The sequence below is a fragment of the Alsobacter metallidurans genome (assembly GCF_014636935.1).
Lineage (GTDB): Bacteria > Pseudomonadota > Alphaproteobacteria > Rhizobiales > Beijerinckiaceae > Alsobacter > Alsobacter metallidurans.
On record NZ_BMES01000002.1, the window covers coordinates 1144322 to 1170276 of the forward strand.

Consider the following 25955-nt stretch of genomic DNA (forward strand, 5'->3'; position numbering starts at 1 on the left):
CGTGCTTTTACGTCTTTAACGAGCACACAACCACTATGCGCGTAAGAAGATCGCTGGCGCCCGCCATGCAACGCACCCTGCGCACAGCGCTTGATTGTGCCGTAACGGAACGTTCACCATGAGCGGTCGCCTATCCAATATCCAGATCCTGCGAGCCCTTGCTGCGCTGTTCGTGGTGCTCTCCCACGCGGCGCACGAAACATTCGGCATGGCCGAGAAGCTCGGGCTTCCACCGATCATGGAGGTCAGCAACCGCTGGACGGCGGCCGTCGACGTGTTTTTCGTCATGAGCGGCTTCATTCTGCTGTCGACCAGCTACGACGCCTTCGCGCAGCCCGGGGCCTCGTTGAAGTTCTTTATGCGACGGCTGGTTCGCGCCGTTCCGCTCTACTGGCTGCTCACCACCCTGGTGCTGGTGGGCGGCTTCATCGCCCCCCGCCTCCTGAACGTGCCGATCACCGAGCCCCTGCACGTCCTGGCGTCCTACTTCTTCTTCCCGTTCGAGCGCGCCAACGGCGAAATGCGCCCCGTTCTGGCGCTCGGCTGGACAATGAACATCGAGTTCTTCTTCTACGCCCTTTTGGCGCTCTGCCTGGCGCTGCCGCGCAAATGGGGCGTTGGCCTCGCGTCCGCGGTTCTCGCCGGAATGGTTGCGGCCGCGCACCTTCCGGGCGCGCCCGCCAGCGTCTCGTTTTGGGGCGGCGCGATGACGCTCGACTTCATCGTCGGCTTCGCGATCGCGATCGCCTTCAAGGCGGGGGTGCGGGTGTCGGCCGACTTCGCCCTGGTGGTCTGCGCCGCGTCCGTGGCGGCGATCTTCGCCAGCTCCAGCGCCGACTCGTTCAAGCTGGACTGGTTCGTCACCATTTCGCTGCCGGCCGCCGCGCTGGTCGCGATGGCGGTGCTCGCGCCGCAGATCCCAACGAACACCCGCATCGCCCGCCTCGGCGTGCTGCTGGGCGACGCCTGCTACAGCACCTACCTCCTGCAACCCTTCATCCTGCGCCCCGCCGCCTTTGCGTGGACGGCGCTGGTCGGCGCCGGCGTGTCGCTCTGGGTGTTCGTCGCGGCGGCCGGATTGGCCGCGATGGCGGGCGGCCTGGTCTGCTTCCTGGTTTTCGAAACGCCGCTCACGGCCGCGTTGAACCGTCGCCTGCGGGCGTGGGAGAGCCGGCGCGAGGCGCGCCCGCTGCGGCTTCAGCCGGCCGAATAAACCAGCGCCCCGTCCACCACCGTGTGGTGGACGACGCCCTGCAGCCGCGCGCCGTCGAATGGCGTGTTCTTGGAGCGCGAGTGCAGCGCCGCAGGATCGAGCACGAAGGGCTCTTCCGGGTCGAACACGATGAGGTCCGCGGGCGCGCCTTTGGCGAGCCGCCCTTGCGGCAGGCCCAGGATCTCGGCCGGCCGGGTCGACATGGACCGCAGCAGCGCGGCGAGCTCGAGTTCGCCCGCATGCACCAGCCGCAAGCCCGCGGCCAGCATCGTCTCCAGGCCGATCGCCCCGTCGGCGCATTCGGCGAAGGGCAGCCGCTTCGTCTCGACATCCTGCGGATTGTGGTCCGACACCACCACGTCCACGAGCCCCTCCGCCAGCGCCTCCACCATGGCGAGACGGTCGTCCTCATGCCGCAGCGGCGGCGAGAGCTTCAGGAAGGTCCGGTACGGCCCGATGTCATTCTCGTTCAACGTCAATGAGTTGATCGAAACTCCGCAGGTGACGTTCAAACCTTCCGAGCGCGCCCGCTCGATGATGGCCAGCGAGTCCGCGCAGGAGATCATGGCGGCGTGGTAGCGCCCGCCCGTCAGCCGCACGAGCCGGAGATCGCGCTCCAGCATGATGGTCTCGGCCTCGCGCGGCACACCGTGCAGCCCGAGGCGGCTGGCGAGCTCGCCCTCGTTCATCACGCCGTCTCCGACGAGATCCGGGTCCTCGCAATGGTGGACGATGAGCCCGCCGAAGTCGCGCGCATAGGTCAGCGCCCGGCGCATCACCTGGGCGTTGGTGACAGACCGTGCGCCGTCGGTGAGGAACACCGCGCCGGCTTCGGTCAGGAGGCGGATCTCCGCCATCTCGGCGCCGTGCAGCCCCTTGGTGAGCGCGGCCGCCGGCAGCATGCGCACGATGGCGGTGTCGCGGGCGCGGCGGATCAGGTAGTCGACCACGGCCGGATCGTCCACGGCCGGGCTCGAATCCGGCATGCACACCACCGTGGTGACGCCGCCGGCCGCCGCCGCGTGGCTGGCCGTGGCCAGCGTCTCGCGATGCTCCGCCCCCGGCTCGCCCACGAAGGCGCGCATGTCGATCAGGCCCGGCGCCACCACCATGCCGCGGCAATCCACGACGGTGCAGCCGTCCGGGCGCGAGCCGCGCACCGCATGGCCGAAGTCGCGGATCACGCCGGCGTCCGCGATGAGGTCGCCGCCCTCCTCCCGGCCGGTGGCGGGATCGAGAAACACGCCGTTGGCGAGAACGAGCGGCTGCAGGGCGGATACGGACATGGGCTCCCGCCTCACGGGTTGAGCTGGTTGGGCAGGTGCCCGGCCAGCGCCTCGAGCACGGCCATGCGCACCGCGACGCCCATCTCGACCTGCTCGCGGATCAGCGACTGTGCGCCGTCCGCGATGTCGGACGCGATCTCGACGCCCCGGTTCATCGGGCCGGGATGCATCACGAGCGCATCCGGCCGGGCGAAGGCCAGCTTCTCGGCGTCGAGGCCGAAATAGCGGAAATACTCCTTCACGCTCGGCACGAAGGAGCCGTTCATGCGCTCGCGCTGGAGGCGCAGCATCATCACGATGTCGGCCCCGGCCAGCCCCTTGCGCATGTCGGTGAACACCCGCACGCCCATGCGGTCGATGCCGGGCGGCAGCAGCGTGGACGGCCCGATGGCCCGCACCTCCGCCCCCATGGCGTTCAGCAGGATGATGTTGGAGCGCGCCACCCGCGAATGGAGGATGTCGCCGCAGATCGCCACCACGAGCCCGCGGATGCGGCCCTTGTTGCGGCGGATCGTCAGCGCGTCCAGCAGCGCCTGCGTGGGGTGCTCATGCGCGCCGTCGCCGGCGTTGATCACCGAGCAGTCCACCTTGCGGGCCAGCAGCTGCACCGCGCCGGCCGCGTGGTGGCGCACCACGATCAGGTCCGGCCGCATGGCGTTCAGCGTCATGGCGGTGTCGATCAGCGTCTCGCCCTTCTTGATGGACGAGGATGCGACCGACATGTTCATCACGTCCGCGCCCAGCCGCTTGCCGGCGAGCTCGAAGCTCGACTGGGTGCGGGTGGACGCCTCGAAGAACAGGTTGATCTGCGTGCGGCCCCGCAGGGTCGCCTTCTTCTTCTCCACCTGCCGCGACACGTCCACGGCCTCGTCGGCCAGGTCGAGCAGCGCGGCGATGTCGTGCGGAGTCAGTCCCTCGATGCCGAGCAGGTGCCGGTGAGGGAAGCGGGGCCGTGGCGCAGGCGATGTCATTTGAAGCGATTGCTATAGGCGCACGGGCGCCGGGCGGCAAGCCGCGGCGGCGCGGGTATCAACAGGCAGGTCGGGCAACGCTCTCCCGCGCAGCGGGGGCGGGTTCCGCGCATCAGCGCCTCAGTGCTGGTTGCGCGCCGCCGAAGCCGCCGAACTCGCGGTCGAGAGCTTGTCCACATACGCGATGCCGATGGCCGACAGAATGAACACGCAATGGATGATCGTCTGCCACAGGATGCCCTCCTGCGTGTAGGCGGCCTTCCCTGACCCCAAATTGCCCGCCTCGATAAAGGTGCGCAGGAGGTGGATGGACGAGATGCCGATGATCGCCATCGCGAGCTTGATCTTCAGCACGCTGGCGTTGACGTGGCTCAGCCACTCGGGCTGGTCCGGATGGCCGCTGAGGCCGAGGCGCGACACGAAGGTCTCGTAGCCGCCCACGATCACCATCACGAGCAGGTTGGAGATCATCACCACGTCGATCAGGCCCAGCACGATCAGCATGATCTGCTGCTCGCTGAAGGTGGTGGCCTCTGAGACGAGGTGGATCAGCTCCTTCATGAACTTGAACACGTACACGCACTGCGCGAGGATGAGCCCGAGATAAAGCGGCAGCTGAAGCCAGCGGGATCCGAAGATCAGGGCGGGCAGCGGCCTGAGCGGCGCGGGTACGGCTTTATCCATCGGGAGAACCTCGGCAATGTTGCGGCTCCGCCGCAGATAGGCGTCCGGACGCCGGAATGCCAGAGCTCGCGGTTTCCGCCGATCGGCGCTGGATCAGGCGAAAACACGCACAGGTTGCACCCACCCGACACTGTGGCGCCATGGACGCGCAGGGCCCGTCTTGAACTCCGTCCGCCGCCGTCTCATTTGACACAGCCGTGCGGGATGACCCACTTTCCGCGCGAGAAGAGAGAGCTTGCCTGACAGTTTGCGAGGGCTGGGCGGCGCATTGCGCGCCGCCGATTGCGGGGGGCTGGACGGAGCGCGCATGTGCGGCCGTCGTGAAAGGCGTTTCAGATGAAAGTCGTCGTCGTCGAGTCGCCGGCCAAGGCCAAGACGATCAACAAATATCTCGGCCCGGGCTACGAGGTGATCGCCTCGTTCGGGCACATCCGCGACCTGCCGCCCAAGGATGGCTCCGTCGATCCCGAGCAGGATTTCAACATGCTTTGGGAGATCGAGGCCAAGGCGTCCAAGCGCGTCTCCGAGATCGCCAGCGCCGTGAAGGGCTCCGAGCGCCTGATCCTCGCCACCGACCCGGATCGTGAGGGCGAGGCCATTTCGTGGCACATCCTCGAGGCCCTGAAGGCCCGCCGGGTGCTGAAGGACGTCCCGATCGAGCGCGTCACATTCAACGCCATCACCAAGGACGCCGTGAAGGAGGCGATGGCCAACCCGCGGCAGATCGACCAGGCGCTGGTGGACGCCTATCTGGCCCGCCGCGCGCTGGACTACCTTGTCGGCTTCCGTCTCTCGCCCGTGCTGTGGCGCAAGCTGCCCGGCGCCCGCTCGGCCGGCCGCGTGCAGTCGGTCGCGCTCCGGCTCGTCTGCGATCGCGAGCGCGAGATCGAGACCTTCGTGAAGCGCGAGTACTGGTCCCTGGTCGCCACCTTGGCGACGCCCGCCAACGCCCTGTTCGAGGCCCGCCTCGTCGGCGCGGACGGCCGCAAGATCACCCGCCTCGACATCGGCAAGGGCGAAGAGGCCGAGGCCTTCAAGCGCGACCTAGACGTCGCCCGCTTCACGGTCGCGAACGTCGAGGCCAAGCCCGCCCGGCGCAACCCCTCCCCGCCCTTCACCACCTCGACGCTGCAGCAGGAAGCCAGCCGCAAGCTCGGCATGGCCCCGGCCCGCACCATGCAGGTGGCGCAGCGCCTCTATGAAGGCGCGGACATCGGCGGCGAGACCGTCGGCCTCATCACCTATATGCGTACCGACGGCGTCGACATGGCGCCCGAGGCGATCGCGTCGGCCCGCAAGACCATCGCCAAGGAATATGGCGACCGTTACGTGCCGAGCGTCCCGCGCAAATACGCCACCAAGCAAAAGAACGCCCAGGAAGCGCACGAGGCCGTGCGTCCCACCGACATGGGCCGCCTGCCCTCGCAGGTGGCCAGGTTCCTGGAGCCCGAGCAGGCCAAGCTTTACGAGCTGATCTGGATCCGCACCGTCGCCAGCCAGATGGAGTCGGCCGAACTCGAGCGCACCACGGTCGACATCACGGCGAACGCCGGCGGCAAGACGCTCGAGCTGCGCGCCACCGGCCAAGTGGTGAAGTTCGACGGCTTCCTGAAGCTTTACCAGGAAGGCAAGGACGACGAAGGCGACGACGAGGACTCGCGCCGCTTGCCGCCCATGAAGAGCGGCGACGACCTCCGCAAGGAGAAGATCGAGGCCAACCAGCATTTCACCGAGCCGCCGCCGCGCTATTCGGAAGCCTCGCTGGTGAAGCGCATGGAAGAGCTCGGCATCGGCCGGCCCTCCACCTACGCGTCCACGCTCGCGGTGTTGAAGGACCGCGAATACGTCCGCATCGACAAGAAGCGCCTCCACGCGGAGGACAAGGGCATGCTGGTGACGGCGTTCCTGGAGAGCTTCTTCGACCGCTACGTGGAATACGACTTCACGGCGAGCCTGGAAGGCGACCTCGACCGCATCTCCAACAGCGAGATCGACTGGAAGGAGGTGCTGCGACGCTTCTGGAAGGACTTTTCGGCCGCGCTGGACGGCACCAAGGAGCTGCGCGTCAGCGAGGTTCTGGATTCCCTGAACGAGATCATGGGCCCGCACATCTTCCCGCCGAAGGCGGACGGCGGCGACCCGCGGCTCTGCCCCACCTGCCATGCGGGCCAGCTTTCGCTGAAGCTCGGCAAGTTCGGCGCCTTCATCGGCTGCTCGAACTATCCGGAGTGCAAATACACCCGCCAGCTCTCGGCCGGCGGCCAGGATGGCGAAGCCTCCTCGGCGGATGGCGGCGTCGGCGGCGTGAAAACGCTCGGCCAGGACCCCGCGACGGGCCTCGACGTCACCCTGCGCGACGGCCGTTTCGGCGCCTATGTGCAGCTCGGCGAGGGCGAGAAGCCCAAGCGCCAGACCATCCCGAAGGGCACCCCGCGCGACGCGATCGACCTCGATTTCGCCGTGTCGCTGCTGTCGCTCCCGCGTGAAGTCGCGAAGCACCCGACCTCGGGCGAGCCCATTCTGGCCAGCATCGGCCGGTTCGGGCCCTATGTGCAGCACGGCAAGGTCTACGCCAATATCGGCAAGGACGACGACGTCCTCACCATCGGGGCCAACCGGGCCATCGACCTCATCGTCGCCAAGGAAAGCGGCGCCGGCCGCTTCAGCCGGGGCGCCGCGGCGGCGGGCCGGGCCATCGGCGACCATCCGGACGGCGGGCCGGTCACCGTGCACGACGGCAAGTACGGCCCCTACGTGAAGCACGGCTCCGTGAACGCCACCCTGCCCAAGACGATGGCGGCCGAGGCCGTCACGCTCGAGCAGGCCCTGGAGCTCATCGCCGCCCGCGCGGCCGCGGCGCCGCCGAAAAAGGGCGCCAAAAAGGCCGCCGGCGCCAAGAAGCCGGCCGCCAAGGCTTCAGCTTCGAAGGCTTCGGCTTCGAAGGCTTCCGCCACAAAGGCGGCGCCCGGCGCCAAGCCCCCCGCCAAGGCCAAAGCCGCCGCGAAAGCCAAGGCCCCCGCCAAAGCCGCCGCCCCGGCCAAGCGCAAAGCCGCCGGCTAAAGCGCCCGTCCCCAGCGCCTCGCCGTGCGCGTCCCTCTCCCGCTTGCGGGAGAGGGGCAGGGGTGAGGGCGTTCGTGCGCCTGCATCTCGCCGCCATTGCGAGCGACAGCGAAGCAATCCAGCTAACGCCGGGCGCTACGCCCGGCGCCGTAGCTACTTCCAACCATCTGGATTGCTTCGCTGCGCTCGCAATGACGGCGAGGCGCTTCATGGTCGTGCACGTCCCTCTCCCGGGGGGAGAGAGCACGCCCGCAGTATGAAAATAATCCTTGACATTCCGCCTCCTTTCCCGCACCCTGCGCCTACTCTCGACCCAGGGAGGGGACGCTTCCGGAGCGGTCCGTTGCGGGGTCGGGGCGCGGCGCCTGCGCGGGTGGGGACACCGGACCCACCCTCCCGGGAGGCCTTTCCGGAGCGGCCGGACGGCGGGTTCGAGGGGTAACAGCCTCGGCCGACCCAAAGTCCGGCAGTCAGCCCGCCCGCCCCACACTACGGTGGGGCCGTGGACGCGGCCACCTTAACACCCTCGCGGTTGCTGCCCCCAAGGAGCGACCACGAGGAAGGAGCGCGGGTCGGAAAGGTTCAAAATCGCCGGTCGCGGGGCGTCGGCCCGTCCGAACCCTACGCGTAAAACCATTGATGGGCCGGCGCCTCGCGGCGCCCCTCCACCAGCTTGCCTCACCTCCGCGCGAACGGAGAACGCGGAGCCATGCCTGCAGCCAAAGCCCGAAACTCTCGGCCGTCATTGCGAGCGCAGCGAAGCAATCCAGCCTAACAGCCGGGCCTTAGACTGGATTGCTTCGCCTCCGGCTCGCAATGACGGGGAGCTTGCTGCACCCGTCCGCCCTCATCCCCGGCGGCGCGCAGCGCCGGGAAGGGGATCCAGGGGATGGGGTGGACACTCAGGCCTTGACCCCTGGATTCGCTTCCCCTCCGCGGCTGCGCCGCTCCGGCCGGGGATGACGGCGGGAAAGCGCGCACGTAAGCCTCGCCGCCGCCGATGCGCCAACGCCGCGCCTGCCCTTGCCAAAAACTTCCGATGGAACTTCCGCCCCGGAAACCCCATGTATAACGGGTGAAACCTTCGCCAGAGAGCCGGACCGACCCAGTGCCCAAAGACCCCCACGCCATGAAGGGCGGCGACCGCCTCCCCTCCAAGGAGGACCTCGTCGCCTTCATCAAGTCCGAGGGCGAGCTGGGCAACAAGGTCGGCAAGCGCGAGATCGCGCGCGCGTTCTCGATCAAGGGCGACGCCCGCATCGCCCTGAAGGCGCTGTTGAAGGAGTTGCAGGACGACGGCGCCCTGAAGAGCCGGGGCAAGTCGCTCGCCAAGGCGGGCGCGCTGCCGCCCGTGATGCTGGCCGACATCACCGGCCGCGACCGCGATGGCGAGCTCGTGGCCGCGCCCGTGGAGTGGGACGAGGAGGACCTCGGCCCCACCCCGCGCATCACGATCCATCTGCCGCGCAAGCCCAAGCCCGGCCTCAAGGTCCCTGGCGTCGGCGACCGCGCGCTCGTGCGCCTGTCACCCGATCGCGAGGGCGGCGGCAGCTATGTGGGCCGCATCGTCAAGGTTCTAGACAAGGCGCAGGCCGCCGTGATCGGCGTGTTCCGCTCCATGCCGGGCGGCGGCGGCCGGCTCGCGCCGGTGGACAAGAAGGCGCAGGGCCGCGAGATCCCGATTCCGCCCGGCGACGAGAATGGCGCGCAGGACGGCGATCTCGTCTCGGTGGCGATCACCAAGCTGGGCCGCTTCGGCGCCACGGTCGCGAAGGTGCGCGAGAAGCTGGGCTCGCTGAAAAGCGAGAAGGCCATCAGCATGGTGGCGATCTTCACGCACGGCATTCCGAACCAGTTCCCGCAGTCCGTGCTGGACGAGGCCGCCAAGGCCGAGCCCGCCAAGCTTGGCCCGCGCGAGGACTGGCGCGACCTGCCGCTGATCACCATCGACCCGGCCGACGCCAAGGACCACGACGACGCCGTCCATGCCGAGGCTGACCCGGATGACAAGAACCCGGGCGGCTTCATCGTCCACGTCGCCATCGCGGACGTCGCCGCCTATGTGCGGCCCGACACGCCGCTGGACCGCGAGGCGCTGCTGCGCGGCAATTCGGTTTATTTCCCCGACCGCGTCGTCCCGATGCTGCCCGAGCGCATCTCCAACGACCTCTGCTCGCTGCGCCCGCTGGAAGACCGCCCGGCCCTCGCCGTCCGCATCGTGCTCGCCGCCGATGGCCGCAAGCTGCGCCACAGCTTTCACCGCGTGCTGATGCGCTCGGCCGCCAAGCTCTCTTACCAGCAGGCGCAGGCAGCCATCGACGGCCAGGCCGACGACCTCACCGCCCCGCTGCTGGAGCCGATCCTCCGGCCGCTCTGGGCCGCCTATCATTGCGCCACCCGCGCCCGCAACGAGCGCGGCCCGCTGGAGCTCGACCTCCCCGAGCGCAAGATCCTGCTGAAGCCCGACGGCACGGTCGACAAGGTGGTCTCGCCCGAGCGCCTCGACGCCCACAAGCTGATCGAGGAGTTCATGATCCTCGCCAACGTGGCTGCCGCCGAGACGCTGGAAGCCAAGAAGACCCCCCTGCTCTACCGCGCCCATGACGAGCCGACGCTGGAAAAGATGCGCGGGCTCGGCGAGGTGCTGGCCTCCATCGGCATCAAGCTCACCGCGCAGGGCGCCCTGCGGCCGGAGTTCTTCAACCGCATCCTCAAGCGCGTGGAAGGCTCCGAGCACCAGACGCTGATCAACGAGGTTGTGCTGCGCTCCCAGGCGCAGGCCGAGTACACGGCCGAGAACTACGGCCATTTCGGCCTCAACCTTCGCCGCTACGCGCATTTCACCTCGCCGATCCGCCGCTACGCCGACCTGATCGTCCACCGGGCCCTGATCCGCGCGCTGGGACTCGGCCGCGACGGCCTGCCGGATTCCACCATCCCGGACCTGCCCGAGATCGCCGCCAAGATCTCGGCCGCCGAGCGCCGCGCCATGGCGGCCGAGCGCGAGACCAACGACCGGCTGATCGCGCATTTCTTGGTCGACAAGGTCGGGGCGGAATTCTCCGGCCGCATCGCCGGCGTCACCCGGGCGGGCCTGTTCGTAAAGCTGGCCGACACGGGCGCGGACGGCTTTGTCCCGGCCTCCACCATCGGGGCGGACTACTACCGCTACGACGAGGCCCTGCACGCGCTGGTCGGCGACCGCAGCGGCGAGACCTACCGGCTGGGCGATCAGGTTCAGGTGAAGCTCGTGGAAGCCGCCCCGCTGGCCGGCGCGCTGCGCTTCGAGATGCTGTCCGAAGGCCGCGAGGGAAGCGCCCGCGGTCGCCGCGGCCGCTCCGCCCCACGCCCCTTCGTCCGCACCGCCGAGCGCCCCGAAGGCGGCGCCCGCCGCAAGGGAACCGCCAAGGTGCGGCGATGACGCTCGATCGATCACCACCCTGCCGTCATCCCCGGCGGTCTGCGCAGCAGACCGGGAAGGGGATCCAGGCGACTGGGCGCCGCGTCTGCCAAATGGCCCCTGGATCCCCTTCCCTTCCGCCGCTACGCGGCTCCGGCCGGGGATGACGGCGGTTTCCCGGACGAGACGAGAGATCCTGAAAACGAGAACTCCATGACCCACACCCACCACTACGGCGCCGTCGCCGCCGATCCCGCTGCGCTCCCCCGGCGCGACCTCGGCCTCGCGATGCGGCGCGGCCTCAGGGGCCGCTGCCCCCATTGTGGCGAGGGCAAGCTGTTTCGCGCCTTCCTGAAGGTCGCGGATCGCTGCGACGCCTGCGGGACGGAATATCACCACCACCGCGCCGACGACCTGCCGGCCTACATCACGATCAGCATCGTCGGCCACGTCGTGGTCGGCGGCATGCTCTATGCCGAGACCTATGGCGACTGGCCGGTCCTCTGGCACGTCATCCTGTGGCCGCTGCTCGTGATTGCGCTGTCCTTCGCGATCATCCAGCCGATCAAGGGCGCAATCGTCGGCCTGCAATGGGCCAACCGGATGCATGGCTTCAGCGCCACGCCGGACGGCGACGACCTGCCCATCCTGCAACCGCATCGGGACCACGCCCGATGACCGACGCCCTGAAAAGCGACGCGCATGTCGTCACCCTCACGAGCGCCGAGCGGGAGCGCAAGTGGCCGAATGTCCGGCCCAAGGACGCCGCCACGCTGATCCTGCTGGATCGGCAAGGCCCCTCCCCCAAGGTGCTGATGGGCCGGCGGCATCCCGGCCACAAGTTCATGCCCGGCAAGTTCGTGTTTCCGGGCGGACGCATCGAGGCTGGAGACCGCCGCATGGCGGCCGCGGGCGCGCTCGACGCCAAGGTCGAGGAGCGCCTGATGGCGCGGGTGCAGCGCGCCACGCAGGGCCGCGCGCGGGCGCTGGCGCTGGCCGCCATCCGCGAAACCTATGAGGAGACCGGCCTGCTGCTCGGCACCACCGACCACGGCGCGCCCGACGAGGCGCCCGAGGGCGTGTGGTCCGAATTCGCCGCGCACGGCGTGTTCCCCACCCTCGAGAACCTCCATTTCATCGCCCGCGCGATCACGCCGCCGCGCCGTCCCAAGCGCTTCGACACCCGCTTCTTCGCCGCCGAAGCCGCCGACATCGCGCACAAGGTCGAGGGCGTGGTGGGCCCCGACTCGGAGCTGGTCGAGCTCGTCTGGGTCGAACTCGAGGAAGCCCAGCGGCTCGACCTGCCTACCATCACGGGCGTGATCCTCAAGGAGCTCCAGACCCGCCTTGATGGCGGCCTGGCCCCCTGGATGCCGGTGCCGTTCTACTACGAGGTGCAGGGCAAGTTCCGCCGGGACGAGCTTTAGTCGGGGGCGCCTCTCTCCCGCGCGGCGGCGGAGATGTCGGCGCCAGCCGACAGTGGGGCGTCGAACCCGCTTCGCGCCTTGACATCCCGGCCGCGATGCGTAGGTTGCGCGGCACACGAGGCCGGTCCCAGGACCGGCCCGCTTCTTTCATGGACACGGGTTGATGAGGGTCGAGCCCCTAGGGCTCAAACCGCCTCAAGCCGCACGCCGCGCCGGCGGCATCACGACAAGGGACGACCGCCATGGCCAAGGCGACCACCATCAAGATCAAGCTCGTGTCGACCGCCGACACCGGTTTCTTCTACGTGACGAAGAAGAACTCGCGCACGATGACCGACAAGCTGACCAAGAAGAAGTACGATCCGGTCGCCAAGAAGCACGTCGAGTTCAAGGAAACCAAGATCAAGTGAGCTGCGGCGTCTTCGGACGCCCCTCGCCTGAGACGACGAAGCCGCCCTGACCGGGCGGCTTTTTTGCTGTTGGAGCCTGGATTTCGCTGTGGACAAAGGGCCGAACGGCGAAAGGCCGGTCGCCCAGAGGGCGCCGGCCGGCCAGAATCGCGATGGCGTATCGAGAAAGGTGGCCGGCCGGAAATGGACCGCGAGGAGGCCACTCCGTCCATTTCCGTGCCGGCCGAACCCCACGGGACCCAGGAGATGCGGCGGACCTGAGCATTCCGAGGGGTAGACGTGACGAGGACCGCGACCGGAAGGTCGCCTGCACCTCGTTCCGTGCCCAGAGATTATCCCAAGCGCCGCGCTTGTCCACTGCTCCCGGAGGGTGGACCCCGTTTACTCGTCATTAAGGTAAAGGACGGGCTCTTCGGCCGCTATCGCCCGGTCATGCCGCGCGCGGGCTCACGATCACGCGGTTTCGGCCCGTTTCCTTGGCGCGGTACAAGGCCTGGTCGGCTCTTTTCAGCAGCGTGTCGGGCGTGTCGTCCACCCGCTCCGTGGCGGCGACGCCGATTGAAACCGTAACCGGGATAAACTGAGATCCCTTGTGGATAGCGAAGGGATCAGCCCCCACCCGGGCGCGGATCCGCTCGGCGGCCAGCCGCGCCGTTTCCAGCGAGGTGTCCGGCATCACGACCACCAACTCCTCGCCGCCGAATCGCGCGACGAGGTCCGGCGCCCGCAGGCTCTTGCGCACCCGCTGGGCGAATTCACGCAGAACGTCGTCGCCGGCGTCGTGGCCGTAGGTGTCGTTCACGGACTTGAACTTGTCCACGTCCAGCACGAGCACGGAGAGTGGGCGGCCGCGGTTGAGCGATTCTTCCACCAGCGCGCCGAAATGGCTGTCGAGGTAGCGGCGGTTGTGCAGCCCCGTGAGGGCGTCCACGATCGCGAGCTCGATGGTGGCATGGACGGTGTCGCGCAGCCGGTCGGCGTAGCGCTTGCGCCGCACCTGGGTGCGGACGCGCGCCAGCAGTTCGTTGCGGTCGATCGGGCGGACCAGATAATCGTTCACGCCGAGATCGAGCCCACGCAGGATGCGGCTCGTGTCCTCGGCCTCGGCCAGCGCCAGGATTCCGAGATGGCGGGTCGCCTCGACGGAGCGCAGCTGGCTGCAGAGCCGCAGGCCGTCATAGTCGGCGAGGTCCAGCGACACGACGACGAGGTCCGGCGCGTCGGCGGCGGCCGCGAACAGCGCCTGCTGGGCGTTGGGCTCCAAAGTCACCATGTGGTGCTGGGAGAGCGTCGCGATCAGCCTGTCGGCCGAGCCCGGCCGGTCGTCGACCAGCAGGATGCGCCCGTTGACGCCGGTGTCGGCGACGGCCTGCACGAGCGGATCGCCCATGCCGGCGTCGCGGGAGGTGAGCGCGCGGCTGCGCAGCTCGTCCGTCACGGCCTTCAGCCGCACAAGGCTGCGCACGCGGGCGATTAGTGCGATCTCGTTCACCGGCTTGGTAAGAAAGTCGTCCGCGCCTGCCTCGAGCCCCTTCACGCGGTCGCTGGGCTGGTCGAGCGCCGTCACCATCACGACCGGAATATGCGCAGTGGACGGGTTGGCCTTGATGCGGCGGGTCACCTCGAAGCCGTCCATGCCGGGCATCATCACGTCGGTGAGGACGATGTCGCACAGGCCCTGGTCGCAAATCGAGATGGCGTCCGGGCCATTGCTCGCCGTGAGGACGTCGAAATATTCAGCCGTCAGCCGCGCTTCGAGCAGCTTGACGTTTGGTAAGAGGTCATCGACGACCAATACACGCGCGGTCATGAAAACAAGGCCCTTCAGGCGTCGCCGAGGTAGATCCGGACCGTCTCAATGAATTTGCCGACCGAGATCGGCTTGGAAAGATAGGCCTCGCAGCCCTTGCGGCGGATCCGCTCCTCGTCGCCCTTCATCGCGAAGGCCGTGATCGCAATGATCGGGATGGAGCGAAGTTCCTCGTCGCTTTTGATCCACTGGGTGACATCCTCGCCGGAAACCTCGGGCAACTGGATGTCCATCAGGATCAGGTCGGGCGAATGCTGGCGCGCGAGCTCGATCGCCTCGACGCCGCTGGCGGTCTTGAGCGTCTGGTAGCCGTGCGCTTCGAGCAGATCGTTGAAGAGCTTCATGTTGAGCTCGTTGTCTTCAACGATCAGAACCGTTTTCGCCATTGGCATGTCCCCGGACGCCGTCCACAATCGGAAACGCCAGCGTCCACGCGTCCCGGAATGTCGCCCAAGGTTATAGCCCGCACATGTTGATGAAACACAAACCTGGTTCGGTAAGGTCCGGTAAAGGGGCCAGAATCGATCGCGACGGAGCCGAAGCGCTGGCGGTTTCGGCGCTCGGATTCCTGGCGGCAGAGCCCGAGCGGCTCGACCGCTTCATGGCGCTGACCGGGCTCGCGCCCGACACGCTGCGCTTGGCCGCCGGCGAGCCCGGCTTCCTGGTCGCAGTGCTGGACCATGTCGTGTCGGATGAGTCGCTGCTGCTGACCTTCTCGGCCAATGCCGGGCGGCCGCCCGAAGAAGCTCTGATGGCGCGCGACCTCCTGGCGGGGCCCAACGCGATGGGCCTGCGCGAGGGCTGAACGGTGGCGGGGGCCGGAACCATTCTGTGCCGCGACTGCCTGGCGCGTTCGGCGGGCAGCGCCGGCGCGCCCGCGCGGCGCTGCCCGGTTTGCGGGTCCCCTCGCCTGCTCGTCCATCCGGAGCTCGACACGCTCTCCATCGCGCATATCGACTGCGACGCGTTTTTCGCCGCCATCGAGAAGCGCGACAACCCGGAGCTGGCCGACAAGCCGGTGATCATCGGCGGCGGCAAGCGGGGCGTCGTCTCGACGGCCTGCTACATCGCCCGCACGTTCGGGGTGCGCTCCGCCATGCCGATGTTCAAGGCGCTGAAGGCCTGCCCGGACGCTGTCGTGGTGCGTCCCGACATCGAGAAATACAGCCGCATCGGACGGCAGATCCGCGCCATGATGCTGGACCTGACGCCGGCCGTGGAGCCGGTCTCGATCGACGAGGCCTTTCTCGACCTCTCGGGCACGCAGCGCCTGCATGGCGCGCCCCCGGCCGAGACGCTGATGCGGTTCAGCAAGCGCGTGGAGCGCGAGCTGGCGCTATCGGTGTCGGTGGGCCTGTCCTACAACAAGTTCCTGGCCAAGATCGCGTCCGATCTCGACAAGCCGCGCGGCTTCGCGGTGATCGGCCGCGCCGAGGTGGTGTCGTTCCTGGCCGACAAGCCCATCGGCATCATCCCGGGCGTCGGCAAGGTCACCCAGGAGCGGCTGGCCAAGGATGGGTTGCGTCTGATCGCTGACGTGCAGCGCCAGTCCGACGCCGACCTCGCCCGCCGCTATGGCGAGGAGGGCCTGCGCCTCGCCCGGCTGGCCCGCGGCGAGGACCGCCGCATAGTCAAGCCCGAGCGCGAAACCAAGAGCGTCTCGGCCGAGACCACCTTCGACGAAGACATCGGCGAGGCCGAGCGCCTCGCCCCCGTGCTCCTGCGACTTTCCGAGAAGGTGGCGCTCCGCCTGCGCAAGGCGGATTTTTCGGCCCGCGGCCTGACGCTGAAAATGAAGACCGCCGATTTTCGCACCCGCACCCGGGCGCGCTCGGGCTTTCCGCCGACGCAACTCGCCTCGCGCATCTTCGAGATCGGTCGCGAGATGCTCGCCAAGGAGTGTGACGGCACGCGCTTCCGGCTCATTGGCATCGGCGCCTCCGATCTCGGCCCGGGCGCGGAGGCTGACCGCGGCGACCTTGTCGACGTCACGGCGACCCGAGACGCCGGCGTCGAGCGCGCCATCGACCGCCTGCGCGACAAGTTCGGCGGCGACGCCGTGATGCGCGGGCTGGTGTTCGGCGCGAAGGTGGAGCGCGGCCGGCGCGGCTGAACCCTACTTGGCGCACTCCGGCGCCGACATCACGTCCAGCCGCTTCAGGTCGCCATCCAGGCCGAAATCGCCGTAGTCGAGCTTGAGCTTGCGCGATACGCCATTCTCGAGAAGCTCGAACGACAGCGTATAGACCGGTTGCTGCCCGTCCTGCTTGCCTTCCTCGAAATAGCTCACCGAGACCGGCCAGCGGGTCAGCTTGTCCCAGCCGGCGTCGCGCAGCGGCTGCTCGAGCTCGCCGTCCTTGTCGTGCGGCACGGCTTTGCCGATCACCGTGAAGGTGTCGTAGACTTTCTTGCCGCCCTCGGAGCCGTCGAACAGCTTCACCGCCACGGTGGATTTCTCGGCCCGGGCGGCGTCGATCAGCATCTTCATCTGCGCGGTCGGGAACACAATGTCGCCCTTCAGCGTAGCGCGGCCGGCCTGCGGCTTCCGGAGCCGCACCGCGACGCTGTCGCCCTTCTTCTCCGCCGAGCCGTCCGTCGCCTCGGGCGGCGTGGGGCCGACACGCGATTCGGTGTTGAAGCGGAAATTCGCGCCGTCGCCATCCTCGAACGTCGTGGTGCGCATGTCAGACAGGCGGCTGCCGATCTCACCGCCGGACAGCTCCGTCACCTGCCGGAACGTGAGCGCATAGCCCTCGCAGGCCGAGCCCGTGAACTCGAACACGATGCGCCCGCGCGCGTTCTCGACGCCCTTGGCGCCGCCGGACTTGGACAGCGTGAGGTCGTAGGTCGCCCGATGCGGCGCCATGCCGGGCGCGGCCCAGGCTGGCTGGCTCGCGCCCGCGCCCATAACTCCCGCGCTGATCGCCGCGACGGCCGCCGTGAAACGCCAGGTCATGCCGAACTCCCTGTTGAGGCTCCGCCGAGGCGGGGCTGAAACGATAGCGGCCGCGGTGCGCCGCAGCAATCCAGCCGCGCCTGCGACACGCTTGCAGGGCGCGGACCGATGCGCCACAACGCGTTCGGGCCGCGATCGATCACCCGCGGCGCCGGCCGCAGCGCCAGCGCATGCGGCGGCAACGTCCGAACCGGAGCGAGGATCCCATGAGCGTCGAAGCGAAGCTGCAAGAGCTGGGCGTCACCCTGCCCACCCCCGCCGCCCCGGTCGCCAACTATGTCGGCGCGGTGCGCACCGGCAATCTGCTGGTAGTGTCCGGCCAGCTCTGCTTCGGCATGGACGGCAAGCTCGCGCCCGAGCACAAGGGCAAGCTCGGCGGCGAGGTCTCGGCCGAGCACGCCGTGGAGGCCGCGCGCCTCTGCGCCATCAACGTGCTCGCGCAGGCCAAGGCCGCGCTCGGCTCTCTCGACAAGATCACCCGTTGCGTGCGCCTCGGCGGCTTCATCAATGCAGTGCCGACCTACGCGGCCATTCCGGCCGTGATGAACGGCGCGTCCGATTTCATGGTCGCCGCGCTGGGCGACAAGGGCCGGCATGCCCGCAGCACCATCGGAGTCGCCGAACTGCCCATGGACGCCGTGGTCGAGGTCGAAGCCATGTTCGAGGTGGCGTGATGGCGGCTCCGGCCTGGCTCGTCGCCCGCCCGATCGCCCATCGCGGCCTGCATGACCGCGCCAAGGGCGTGATCGAGAACACTGCGGGGGCCGCCCGCGCGGCCATCGAGCGGAACTTCGCGATCGAGTGCGACGTCCAGCTGACGCGTGATCTCGAGGCCGTGGTGTTCCACGACTTCGCGCTGGAGCGGCTGACTGCGGACGGAACCGGCAAGGTCGCGGAGCGCACCGCGGCCGAAGTCGGCGCGCTCAGCCTCAAGGACACGACGGACCGCATCCTGCCGCTCGCCGATTTCCTGGCCGTGCTGGGCGGGCGCGTGCCGCTGGTGCTGGAGATCAAGAGCACCTTCGAGGGCGACCTGCGCCTCACCCGCCGCACTCTCGAGGTGCTGAAGGGCTACGCCGGCCCGATCGCCGTAAAGAGCTTCGATCCCGAGATCGTCGTGGCGCTGCGCGAGCTCGCTCCGGACCGGCCGCGCGGGATCATCGGGCAGGCGAACTACGAGCACCCCGAATATGTGCGTCTGTCGAAAGAGCAGAAGCACGCCGCCGCGAACCTGCTCCACTTCGAGCGGAGCCGGCCGGACTTCCTGTCCTGGCAGGTCAAGGACCTGCAGAACGCCGCGCCATTTCTCTGCCGCCACGCCGCCGGACTGCCGGTGATGACCTGGACGGTCCGCACCCCGCACGACCGCGAACTGGCGACGGCCGGAGCGGACCAGATGGTGTTCGAGGGCTTCGTGCCGTGAGTTGAGCGCGGAAGCGACCCGCCGCGACCTCGCGCCCGCTTGCTCTCGCTGCCAGAAAGCCTAGCTTTCCGTGAGCACCTCCTGATCGGGCACAATGGCCGGCGCCGCTCCCTCACATCTTCCCGACGACCTGACCTTGAAGGTCGCATCCAGCCTCAAGGCCGTGGATGCGGCCCAATGGGACGCTTGCGCGAACCCGGCTCGTCCGGCGGTTGAATCAGAAGCTGAAGCAGCTGATTCGACGTCTCAGGAAGATTGGTTCAATCCATTCATCTCGCACGCTTTCCTATCGTCGCTGGAGGAGTCGGGTTCGGCCACCGGCCGGACTGGCTGGGGCGGCGCGCATGTGCTGGTGGAAGGCCCCGGGGGCGAGATCCTGGCCTGCGCGCCGGCCTACCTGAAGTCCCACTCGCGTGGCGAGTACGTGTTCGACAGCAGTTGGGCCGACGCCTACGAGCGCGCCGGTGGAAGCTACTATCCCAAGCTGCAGGTCAGCGTGCCGTTCACGCCCGCGACCGGTCGACGCCTGCTGGTGCGGCCAGGCCCCCGCGCGGCGGAGGCCCGCGAGGCGTTGATCCACGCCCTGAGCGCACTTCGCGCACAGGCCGGGGCGTCATCGACACATGTCACCTTTCTGCCCAAGGCCGATTGGGAGGACCTGGGCGCGCGCGGGTACCTGCAGCGCATGGACCAGCAATTCCACTGGATCAACGACGGCTACGCTGACTTCGAAGGCTTTCTCGCCGCCCTCGCGTCCCGCAAGCGGAAGGCGATCCGGCGCGAGCGCCGGGACGCGTTGGCCAACGGGATCACGATCGAGCATCTCACGGGCGCCGACATCACCGAAGCGCACTGGGATGCCTTCTTTGCCTTCTACATGGACACAGGCTCGCGCAAATGGGGTCGGCCTTACCTGACCCGCACGTTCTTCTCGTTGATCGGCGAGCGGATGGCCGACAAGACGCTGCTGATCATGGCCAAGCGCGAGGGGCGCTATGTGGCGGGGGCGATCAACTTCATCGGCGGAAACACGCTGTATGGCCGCAACTGGGGCTGCATCGAGGATCACCCCTTCCTGCACTTCGAGGTTTGCTACTACCAGGCCATCGACTTCGCGCTCTCGCGCGGCTTCGTGCGGGTGGAGGCAGGCGCCCAGGGCGAACACAAGCTTGCGCGCGGCTACCGGGCGGTGACGACCTACTCGGCCCATGACCTGGCCGACCCCGGCCTGCGGCGGGCGGTGGCGGACTACCTGGTGCGCGAGCGCACCTATGTGGAAAGCCTGCACGAGGAATATGAGGAACAAGCTCCGTTCCGGAAGTCGTGAAGGGTGGCCGGAGCGCGCCTGCGACAGCGCGCCACCGAATGTGAGGACACGGATCGGGAACGAACAAACCAGCGGCACATTGATGGTTGGTTGGGCGATGTTGAACGGAGAGCAGCAATGAAGCGCCTTGGCTTGATCCTCGTCTTGATCAGCTCCGGTTCGCCCGCGATGGCGCAGATGCGGCCCCAGACTCCCGGCATGAGCTGCGGGCAGGTGCAGAATCTGCTGGCCCAGTATGGCGGCGTGGTGCTCGGCACGGGCGGCTACACCTACGATCGCTATGTTTCGAGCGCAGCCGCGTGCCTGCCCGGCCAATCCGTGAAGCGCGAGTTTGTGCCGACCCGCAACGGCGCCTGCCCGGTCTACACCTGCTACGATCCCAGCAATCGAAACTTCTTCGACGACTGAGCCCCGGCTTGACGCCGGCCGGTCCGGAAGCGACACCGGGCCGGCGGCGACCGGCGCCGCGCCAGCCCGCGGGAACACGCCATGACGGCCGACCAGTCCTATGACCCAAACAACATCTTCGCCCGGATCCTGCGCGGCGAGTTGCCGTGCGAGAAGGTCTACGAGGACGAGGCGACGTTCGCCTTCATGGATATCATGCCCCGCTCGGACGGGCACGTGCTGGTAGTCCCAAAGGCGCCAGCCCGCAACATGCTCGACATCCGGCCCGAGGACCTTTCCCGTCTGATGGTGAGCGTGCAGAAAGTCGCCCGGGCCGTGAAGAGCGGCATGGCGGCCGACGGCCTCACCATCCAGCAGTTCAACGAGAGCGCGGGCGGACAGGTGGTGTTCCACATCCATTTCCACGTGCTGCCCCGCTGGGACGGCGTGCCGCTGCGGCCGCACACGGGCCAGATGGAGAAGCCAGAGGCGCTGAAGGCGCATGCGGACAGGATCCGGGCGGCGCTCGCCTAGCCGCCCCACCAGGTCGCGGCCGCGATCAGGGCGGCCTCGCCGATGACAATCCCGGCGAAAAACGACCGGCGGAACGCGAAAAAGCACGCGAAGCCGATCACGATCGCGCCGGTGCGGCCCCACCAGGGGACCAGCGCCAGCGCTCCGCTGGGCGACAGCAGCAGCTTGGCCACCACGGCCGCCAGCAGCGCGGTTGAGACCGCCCGCACCCACACCAGGAACAGCGAGCCCTCCGGCACGCCACGCGCCGCCGCGACGCCCAGGATGCGCCAGACCTCGGTGGGCAGCAGCCCGCACAGGATGATCATGATGTAGGGCCAGAGTGGCCCATGCACGAAAGCGAGGTCCAGCGTCATCGCCGCCCCTCCAGCATCTGGCCGAACAGGAACGCGGCGGTGCCGCCGACAAGCCCCACGCCGAGAAGGTCGAACCCGTCGCCCAGCAGCGCGCGCATTGGCGGCTCCAACGCGAAGCCGAGCGCGATCGCGAGCCAATCCGCCGGGACCCGCGCGCCGGCGCTGATCGAGAGCGTGAAGTAGATCGGGCTGACGAACAGAATGCCTGCCGCGAGCGGCGTCGGCAGCGCGCCCACCAGGAAGTAGCCGGCCCCGGTCGACAGTGTGCTGAGCAGGATGCAGGCGGCCGCGAAGCCGTAGTAGTAGGGCAGCCGCGCCGGCGGGGGTTTGCCCGGCAGGCGGCGCAGGTTCTCGGTCCAGACCGTCACGGCGACGAAATGGGCGGCGGCGCATTGCGCCCAGAAGCCCTGCCCCGGGCGCCGCAGCAGCGGCAGGATGGCGACCGTCATCGGGAAGAAGCGCACGGACGAGAAGCCGACCGCCGCTGCAACCGCCAGCGGCGTCATGCCGGCCGCGATGCCGCCATAGAAGATCACCTGCGCGGGACCGGCCCAAATCACCAGCGTGGACATCATTGCGGCCCAGACGGGGTGGCCGACCGACTGGGCCAGCCCGCCGACGCCGACAAGCGACAAGGCGACAACCCACGCGGGCAGCGCCAGCGCGTCACGTGCGCCACGGTAGACCCAGGTCGAAGCGGGGGTCTGCAGGTCGTCGCCGTCCGGCTGATCGTCAGGCGTCACGGCCGGACGCGCCCCCTCACTGCGGCGCGCCTTTGTCCTTGCCGGAGATTATGGCCATCAAGGGCGTGTTCTTGATCTGGTCGCGAACCTGCAGCCAGCCCCAATAAACCCCGAATGCGAGCGCCGGCACGACGATCCAGGCCAGCAGCTCTTCCATGCGCTCACGCCTGCGCTTGCGCTGCCGCCGTTTCTCGAACCAGGACGCCACGTGATATCTCCCGATCCGGGCCTCAATCCGCCCGCGACAAGCGGATGGGCGAAACGCGCACGTTCCGCCCATCCAGGATCAACGTCTTACCGCAAGCCGCCCGGGGCCGAAACCGCCAAACGCGCGTCTCAGCCCTGCGAAGCAGGAAGCGTCAGCAACTCAGCTGCGCACCAGCGGCACCTTGGGAACCGTGCGCACGGGCTTGCCGCCCTCGGTCGGGCCGCCGCCGGATGAGTCCGAACCACCCGGGTCCTTCTTGGCCTTGGGCTTGGGCGAGGTCTTGCGCGGCGAGGACGCCCGCTTGGCGCGCACCTTGGTGGCTTCCTCGACGTCCTTTTCAGGCTTGGGCGTCACCGGTCCGGCCGGAAAGTCGAAGCCGAGCTCCTTCTTGCCGTCCTTCTCGACCACGCTGACCCGAACCGCGCCGCCGTCCTTCAGGCGGCCGAACAGCACCTCGTCGGCGAGCGGTGTCTTGATGGTGGTCTGGATCAGACGGGCCATCGGGCGTGCGCCCATGGTCTCGTCATAGCCGCGCTCCACCAGCCACTCGCGGGCCTCGTCGGTGAGCTCGATCGTGACGTTGCGGTCGGCGAGCTGCGCCTCTAGCTGCATCACGAACTTGTCCACCACCTTGGAGACGACCTCCTTCGGCAGCTGGCCGAACGAGATGATCGAATCGAGGCGGTTGCGAAATTCCGGAGCGAACAGACGGTTGATCGCCTCGTTATCGCCGCTGTCGCGCTTGGACTGGGTGAAGCCGAATACCGGCTTGGCCAGCTCCGCCGCGCCCGCATTGGTGGTCATGATCAGGATCACGTTGCGGAAGTCGACCGACTTGCCGTTGTGATCCGTCAGCTTCCCGTGGTCCATGATCTGCAGGAGGATGTTGAACAGGTCCGGATGGGCCTTCTCGATCTCGTCCAGCAGCAGCACGCAATGCGGATGCTGGTCGACGCCGTCGGTCAGCAAACCGCCCTGGTCGAAGCCCACATACCCGGGTGGCGCGCCGATCAGGCGGCTCACGGTGTGGCGCTCCATGTATTCCGACATGTCGAAGCGGATGATCTCGACGCCCAGGCTCTTGGCGAGCTGGCGCGCAACCTCGGTCTTGCCGACGCCCGTGGGGCCGGCGAACAGGTAGTTGCCGATCGGCTTCTCGGGATCGCGCAGGCCGGCCCGCGACAGCTTGATCGCGGAGGTCAGCGCCGTGATGGCGGCGTCCTGGCCGTAGACGACGCGCTTCAGCGTCTCGTCCAGCGCCTTCAGCACCTCGGCGTCGTCCTTGGAGACCGTCTTGGGCGGGATCCGCGCCATGGTGGCGATGGCCGCCTCAATCTCCTTGATGCCGATCTGCTTCTTGCGCTTGGCCTCCGGCAGCAGCATCTGCGACGCGCCGGTCTCGTCGAGCACGTCGATCGCCTTGTCGGGCAGCTTGCGATCGTGGATGTAGCGAGCCGAAAGCTCCACCGCAGCCTTGATGGCCTCGTTGGTGTAGCGGATGTGGTGGAAGTCCTCGTAGTAGGGCTTGAGGCCCTTCAGGATCTCGATCGCATCCGGCACCGACGGCTCGTTCACGTCGATCTTCTGGAAGCGGCGCACCAGGGCGCGGTCCTTTTCGAAGTACTGGCGGTATTCCTTGTAGGTGGTCGAGCCGATGCAGCGCAGGGTGCCTTGCGCCAGCGCCGGCTTCAGCAGGTTGGAGGCGTCCATTGCGCCGCCCGAGGTCGCGCCCGCGCCGATCACCGTGTGAATCTCGTCAATGAACAGGATCGCCTTCGGGTGGTTCTCGATCTCCTTCATCACCTGCTTGAGGCGCTCTTCGAAGTCGCCGCGATAGCGGGTGCCGGCGAGCAGCGTGCCCATGTCGAGCGCAAACACGGTGGCGTCCGCCAGCACATCCGGCACCTCGTGGGTGATGATCTTGCGGGCGAGGCCTTCCGCGATGGCGGTTTTGCCGACGCCGGGGTCGCCCACCAGCAGCGGGTTGTTCTTCTGGCGGCGGCACAGCACCTGGATGGTGCGCTGCACCTCGGACTCGCGCCCGATCAGAGGATCGATGCGGCCTTCCTTGGCGCGCTTGTTGAGGTTGACGCAGTAGGCTTCCAGCGCCTCTCCCTTCTTTTTCGGGCCGGCGCCGCTCTCCTCTCCGCCGCCGGGGGAGCGCTCGGACTGCTCCTCCTCGGCCCCCCGCGGGGACCGGGTCTCGGACATGCCCGCGCGCTTGGCGATGCCGTGCGAGATGTAGTTCACGGCGTCGTAGCGCGTCATGTCCTGCTCCTGCAGGAAATACGCGGCATGGCTCTCGCGTTCGGCGAAGATCGCCACGAGCACGTTCGCGCCGGTCACCTCCTCGCGGCCGGAAGACTGGACGTGGATCACGGCGCGCTGAATCACGCGCTGAAAGCCCGCGGTGGGCTTGGAGTCGTCGCTGCCGTCGGTGATCAGGTTGCCGAGCTCGGCGTCGACATATTCGGTGAGGTTGCGGCGCAGAGCCTCGATGTCGACGTTGCAGGCGCGCATCACCGCGGCGGCGTCCTGGTCGTCAACCAGGGCCAGGAGAAGGTGCTCGAGGGTCGCGTATTCGTGGCGCCGCTCATTGGCCAGCGCCAGGGCCCGGTGGAGCGCTTGTTCGAGATTGCGAGAGAAGGACGGCATCGGGCCTCAGCCTTTCACTTCTTTTCCATCACGCATTGCAGAGGATGCTGGTGCTTTCGCGCGAAGTCCATCACGAGCGTGACTTTGGTCTCCGCTACCTCGTAGGTGAAAACGCCACACTCCCCCACGCCGTTCTGGTGGACATGGAGCATGATGCGGGTGGCTTCATCCGCATCCTTGTTGAAGAACCGCTGGAGCACGAGAACAACGAACTCCATCGGCGTGTAGTCGTCGTTGAGCAGCAGGACGCGGTACAAATTCGGACGTTTGGTGCGCGTCCGCGTCTGCGTGATCACGGCGGTGCCGGACCCGCCGTCGCCGGGCCGACCCGTTCCGCGCCGTCGCTCGGCCGCCCGCAACGGGTCCGTGCGGATGAGGCCCGAAGCGATGTGCCTGCCCCTGAGCAGCGCGCGCTTGATGCGGAGAACCATGTCGGGAAGGATCAGTTTGAGGTCCATCGCAGGGTGGCGGTCTTTCCGGAAAGGCGTGCTCGCCCCCGGCGGCTGCCGCGGGCGGCGACCGCAGCCCAACACGGGACCGCACGGCCGGTTCCGTTAATCTAGTCCTCCCGATAGCGCTTCGCCAGACCACACTTGCGCCAACCGAAAGGGCGCTATCGCCGCAGCCGCTTTCGCAGCCCAGCCCTGCGCGCGAAACTGGCCCCAATAAAAAAGGCCCGGGTTTCCCCGGGCCTTTCGTCGTCCATCGCGTGGATGGGCGAAAACTTACTTGGCGGTGGCGGTCGCCTTGGCGAACATGCCCTCGTACGGCTTCACCGTCTCCTTGGCGAGGTTGGAGTAGAGGTCGCCGACCTTGGTCGCGTAGGCGACGAAGCCCTCGTAGGCCGACTTCACGTACTCGCTCTGGATCTCGAAAGCCTTGTCGAGGGTCTTCACGGCGACCAGCTTCTCGGCGACGGCCGAAACGCTCTCGAAGGACTTCTTGGAAAATTCAGCCGTCTCGGCGGCGATCGCCTGCACGCCCTTGGAGGTCGCGCCGAAGCTCTTGAGAGCGACGTCGACGTTGTCCTTGCCGAGCTTCTGCATATCGAACTGAGTAGCCATGGTGCACCCCTGTGTTTGCGCCGATGCGCGGGACCCTGGGC

The 25955-nt window shown here is 68.0% G+C and carries 25 protein-coding genes; 13 read left to right on the plus strand and 12 right to left on the minus strand.

Going from position 1 to position 25955, the window contains the following annotated elements; all coding sequences use genetic code 11:
* Positions 1 to 118 precede the first annotated feature (118 nt).
* On the plus strand, positions 119 to 1213 hold the full coding sequence (locus IEV99_RS15665; protein ID WP_188518685.1) for an acyltransferase family protein: 1095 nt from the start codon (positions 119 to 121) through the stop codon (positions 1211 to 1213).
* On the opposite strand, the gene IEV99_RS15670 is transcribed toward IEV99_RS15665, so the two are convergent.
* From IEV99_RS15670 to IEV99_RS15680, 3 genes are all read right to left on the minus strand, one after another.
* Positions 1198 to 2499: a dihydroorotase gene (locus tag IEV99_RS15670; RefSeq protein ID WP_188518686.1), complete on the minus strand. Its 1302-nt coding sequence runs from the start codon at positions 2497 to 2499 to the stop codon at positions 1198 to 1200. The genes IEV99_RS15665 and IEV99_RS15670 overlap by 16 nt on opposite strands.
* A gap of 11 nt (positions 2500 to 2510) precedes the next feature.
* Positions 2511 to 3470: an aspartate carbamoyltransferase catalytic subunit gene (locus IEV99_RS15675; protein ID WP_188518687.1), complete on the minus strand. Its 960-nt coding sequence runs from the start codon at positions 3468 to 3470 to the stop codon at positions 2511 to 2513.
* A gap of 120 nt (positions 3471 to 3590) precedes the next feature.
* Complete coding sequence (locus tag IEV99_RS15680; protein WP_188518688.1) at positions 3591 to 4154, minus strand: TIGR00645 family protein; 564 nt, start codon at positions 4152 to 4154, stop codon at positions 3591 to 3593.
* Positions 4155 to 4490: 336 nt separating this feature from the next.
* Between IEV99_RS15680 and topA the strand changes: the two genes are divergently transcribed.
* From topA to rpmG, 5 genes are all read left to right on the plus strand, one after another.
* Positions 4491 to 7214, plus strand: a complete 2724-nt coding sequence (gene topA, locus IEV99_RS15685; RefSeq protein WP_188518689.1) for a type I DNA topoisomerase — start codon at positions 4491 to 4493, stop codon at positions 7212 to 7214.
* Between the two features lie 1129 nt (positions 7215 to 8343).
* Positions 8344 to 10635, plus strand: coding sequence for a ribonuclease R (gene rnr / locus IEV99_RS15690; RefSeq protein ID WP_188519693.1), 2292 nt, complete (start codon positions 8344 to 8346; stop codon positions 10633 to 10635).
* 192 nt (positions 10636 to 10827) lie between these two features.
* Complete coding sequence (locus IEV99_RS15695; RefSeq protein WP_188518690.1) at positions 10828 to 11292, plus strand: DUF983 domain-containing protein; 465 nt, start codon at positions 10828 to 10830, stop codon at positions 11290 to 11292.
* Positions 11289 to 12041: an NUDIX hydrolase gene (locus tag IEV99_RS15700; RefSeq protein WP_188518691.1), complete on the plus strand. Its 753-nt coding sequence runs from the start codon at positions 11289 to 11291 to the stop codon at positions 12039 to 12041. Before IEV99_RS15695 ends, IEV99_RS15700 begins: the two co-directional genes overlap by 4 nt.
* Positions 12042 to 12283: 242 nt before the next feature.
* Complete coding sequence (gene rpmG / locus IEV99_RS15705) at positions 12284 to 12451, plus strand: 50S ribosomal protein L33 (RefSeq protein ID WP_188518692.1); 168 nt, start codon at positions 12284 to 12286, stop codon at positions 12449 to 12451.
* Between the two features lie 430 nt (positions 12452 to 12881).
* Here rpmG and IEV99_RS15710 read toward each other — a convergent pair whose 3' ends face one another.
* Together IEV99_RS15710 and IEV99_RS15715 are read right to left on the minus strand one after the other, a co-directional pair.
* Positions 12882 to 14261 (minus strand): PleD family two-component system response regulator, encoded by a 1380-nt coding sequence (locus tag IEV99_RS15710; RefSeq protein ID WP_188518693.1) that lies wholly within the window; start codon positions 14259 to 14261, stop codon positions 12882 to 12884.
* A gap of 14 nt (positions 14262 to 14275) precedes the next feature.
* Positions 14276 to 14647, minus strand: a complete 372-nt coding sequence (locus IEV99_RS15715; protein ID WP_188518694.1) for a response regulator — start codon at positions 14645 to 14647, stop codon at positions 14276 to 14278.
* An 83-nt stretch (positions 14648 to 14730) separates the two neighbouring features.
* Here IEV99_RS15715 and IEV99_RS15720 point away from each other — a divergent pair, with 83 nt between their 5' ends.
* Together IEV99_RS15720 and IEV99_RS15725 are read left to right on the plus strand one after the other, a co-directional pair.
* Positions 14731 to 15066, plus strand: a complete 336-nt coding sequence (locus tag IEV99_RS15720) for a DUF3572 domain-containing protein (RefSeq protein WP_244643891.1) — start codon at positions 14731 to 14733, stop codon at positions 15064 to 15066.
* A 3-nt stretch (positions 15067 to 15069) separates the two neighbouring features.
* Positions 15070 to 16374 carry a DNA polymerase IV gene (locus tag IEV99_RS15725; RefSeq protein ID WP_188518695.1) on the plus strand — a complete coding sequence of 435 codons (1305 nt, stop codon included), beginning with the start codon at positions 15070 to 15072 and terminating at the stop codon, positions 16372 to 16374.
* Positions 16375 to 16377: 3 nt separating this feature from the next.
* Here the strand turns inward: IEV99_RS15725 and IEV99_RS15730 are convergent, their stop codons facing one another.
* Positions 16378 to 17217, minus strand: a complete 840-nt coding sequence (locus IEV99_RS15730) for a cell envelope integrity EipB family protein (RefSeq protein ID WP_188518696.1) — start codon at positions 17215 to 17217, stop codon at positions 16378 to 16380.
* 206 nt (positions 17218 to 17423) lie between these two features.
* On the opposite strand from IEV99_RS15730, the gene IEV99_RS15735 reads away from it, so the two are divergent.
* From IEV99_RS15735 to IEV99_RS15755, 5 genes are all read left to right on the plus strand, one after another.
* On the plus strand, positions 17424 to 17891 hold the full coding sequence (locus tag IEV99_RS15735; RefSeq protein WP_188518697.1) for a RidA family protein: 468 nt from the start codon (positions 17424 to 17426) through the stop codon (positions 17889 to 17891).
* On the plus strand, positions 17891 to 18640 hold the full coding sequence (locus tag IEV99_RS15740; protein ID WP_188518698.1) for a glycerophosphodiester phosphodiesterase family protein: 750 nt from the start codon (positions 17891 to 17893) through the stop codon (positions 18638 to 18640). Before IEV99_RS15735 ends, IEV99_RS15740 begins: the two co-directional genes overlap by 1 nt.
* A gap of 94 nt (positions 18641 to 18734) precedes the next feature.
* Positions 18735 to 19967, plus strand: a complete 1233-nt coding sequence (locus tag IEV99_RS15745) for a GNAT family N-acetyltransferase (RefSeq protein WP_188518699.1) — start codon at positions 18735 to 18737, stop codon at positions 19965 to 19967.
* 117 nt (positions 19968 to 20084) lie between these two features.
* Positions 20085 to 20375 carry a hypothetical protein gene (locus IEV99_RS15750; RefSeq protein WP_188518700.1) on the plus strand — a complete coding sequence of 97 codons (291 nt, stop codon included), beginning with the start codon at positions 20085 to 20087 and terminating at the stop codon, positions 20373 to 20375.
* A gap of 81 nt (positions 20376 to 20456) precedes the next feature.
* Positions 20457 to 20888: an HIT family protein gene (locus tag IEV99_RS15755; protein WP_188518701.1), complete on the plus strand. Its 432-nt coding sequence runs from the start codon at positions 20457 to 20459 to the stop codon at positions 20886 to 20888.
* On the opposite strand, the gene IEV99_RS15760 is transcribed toward IEV99_RS15755, so the two are convergent.
* The 6 genes from IEV99_RS15760 to IEV99_RS15785 form a co-directional block, all read right to left on the minus strand.
* The gene (locus IEV99_RS15760; RefSeq protein WP_188518702.1) at positions 20885 to 21244 is read right to left on the minus strand and encodes an AzlD domain-containing protein; all 360 of its coding nucleotides are present in this window, start codon (positions 21242 to 21244) and stop codon (positions 20885 to 20887) included. The two genes, IEV99_RS15755 and IEV99_RS15760, sit on opposite strands and share 4 nt — an antisense overlap.
* Positions 21241 to 21987: an AzlC family ABC transporter permease gene (locus IEV99_RS15765; protein WP_188518703.1), complete on the minus strand. Its 747-nt coding sequence runs from the start codon at positions 21985 to 21987 to the stop codon at positions 21241 to 21243. Before IEV99_RS15765 ends, IEV99_RS15760 begins: the two co-directional genes overlap by 4 nt.
* A gap of 16 nt (positions 21988 to 22003) precedes the next feature.
* A complete protein-coding gene (locus tag IEV99_RS15770; protein ID WP_188518704.1) occupies positions 22004 to 22195 on the minus strand; it encodes a hypothetical protein in 192 nt (63 codons plus the stop codon).
* Between the two features lie 159 nt (positions 22196 to 22354).
* The gene (gene clpA / locus IEV99_RS15775) at positions 22355 to 24850 is read right to left on the minus strand and encodes an ATP-dependent Clp protease ATP-binding subunit ClpA (RefSeq protein WP_188518705.1); all 2496 of its coding nucleotides are present in this window, start codon (positions 24848 to 24850) and stop codon (positions 22355 to 22357) included.
* Positions 24851 to 24864: 14 nt separating this feature from the next.
* Positions 24865 to 25308, minus strand: a complete 444-nt coding sequence (gene clpS, locus IEV99_RS15780) for an ATP-dependent Clp protease adapter ClpS (RefSeq protein ID WP_244643892.1) — start codon at positions 25306 to 25308, stop codon at positions 24865 to 24867.
* Positions 25309 to 25575: 267 nt separating this feature from the next.
* On the minus strand, positions 25576 to 25914 hold the full coding sequence (locus IEV99_RS15785; protein ID WP_188518706.1) for a phasin family protein: 339 nt from the start codon (positions 25912 to 25914) through the stop codon (positions 25576 to 25578).
* Between the last annotated feature and the right edge of the window lie 41 nt (positions 25915 to 25955).

Coding starts and splice junctions, on each gene's coding strand:
- IEV99_RS15665 (WP_188518685.1), top strand. CDS start 119: ATGAGCGGTCGCCTATCCAATATCCAGATCCTGCGAGCCCTTGCTGCG.
- IEV99_RS15670 (WP_188518686.1), bottom strand. CDS start 2,499: ATGTCCGTATCCGCCCTGCAGCCGCTCGTTCTCGCCAACGGCGTGTTT.
- IEV99_RS15675 (WP_188518687.1), bottom strand. CDS start 3,470: ATGACATCGCCTGCGCCACGGCCCCGCTTCCCTCACCGGCACCTGCTC.
- IEV99_RS15680 (WP_188518688.1), bottom strand. CDS start 4,154: ATGGATAAAGCCGTACCCGCGCCGCTCAGGCCGCTGCCCGCCCTGATC.
- topA (WP_188518689.1), top strand. CDS start 4,491: ATGAAAGTCGTCGTCGTCGAGTCGCCGGCCAAGGCCAAGACGATCAAC.
- rnr (WP_188519693.1), top strand. CDS start 8,344: ATGAAGGGCGGCGACCGCCTCCCCTCCAAGGAGGACCTCGTCGCCTTC.
- IEV99_RS15695 (WP_188518690.1), top strand. CDS start 10,828: ATGACCCACACCCACCACTACGGCGCCGTCGCCGCCGATCCCGCTGCG.
- IEV99_RS15700 (WP_188518691.1), top strand. CDS start 11,289: ATGACCGACGCCCTGAAAAGCGACGCGCATGTCGTCACCCTCACGAGC.
- rpmG (WP_188518692.1), top strand. CDS start 12,284: ATGGCCAAGGCGACCACCATCAAGATCAAGCTCGTGTCGACCGCCGAC.
- IEV99_RS15710 (WP_188518693.1), bottom strand. CDS start 14,261: ATGACCGCGCGTGTATTGGTCGTCGATGACCTCTTACCAAACGTCAAG.
- IEV99_RS15715 (WP_188518694.1), bottom strand. CDS start 14,647: ATGGCGAAAACGGTTCTGATCGTTGAAGACAACGAGCTCAACATGAAG.
- IEV99_RS15720 (WP_244643891.1), top strand. CDS start 14,731: ATGTTGATGAAACACAAACCTGGTTCGGTAAGGTCCGGTAAAGGGGCC.
- IEV99_RS15730 (WP_188518696.1), bottom strand. CDS start 17,217: ATGACCTGGCGTTTCACGGCGGCCGTCGCGGCGATCAGCGCGGGAGTT.
- IEV99_RS15735 (WP_188518697.1), top strand. CDS start 17,424: ATGAGCGTCGAAGCGAAGCTGCAAGAGCTGGGCGTCACCCTGCCCACC.
- IEV99_RS15740 (WP_188518698.1), top strand. CDS start 17,891: ATGGCGGCTCCGGCCTGGCTCGTCGCCCGCCCGATCGCCCATCGCGGC.
- IEV99_RS15745 (WP_188518699.1), top strand. CDS start 18,735: ATGGCCGGCGCCGCTCCCTCACATCTTCCCGACGACCTGACCTTGAAG.
- IEV99_RS15750 (WP_188518700.1), top strand. CDS start 20,085: ATGAAGCGCCTTGGCTTGATCCTCGTCTTGATCAGCTCCGGTTCGCCC.
- IEV99_RS15755 (WP_188518701.1), top strand. CDS start 20,457: ATGACGGCCGACCAGTCCTATGACCCAAACAACATCTTCGCCCGGATC.
- IEV99_RS15760 (WP_188518702.1), bottom strand. CDS start 21,244: ATGACGCTGGACCTCGCTTTCGTGCATGGGCCACTCTGGCCCTACATC.
- clpA (WP_188518705.1), bottom strand. CDS start 24,850: ATGCCGTCCTTCTCTCGCAATCTCGAACAAGCGCTCCACCGGGCCCTG.
- clpS (WP_244643892.1), bottom strand. CDS start 25,308: ATGGACCTCAAACTGATCCTTCCCGACATGGTTCTCCGCATCAAGCGC.
- IEV99_RS15785 (WP_188518706.1), bottom strand. CDS start 25,914: ATGGCTACTCAGTTCGATATGCAGAAGCTCGGCAAGGACAACGTCGAC.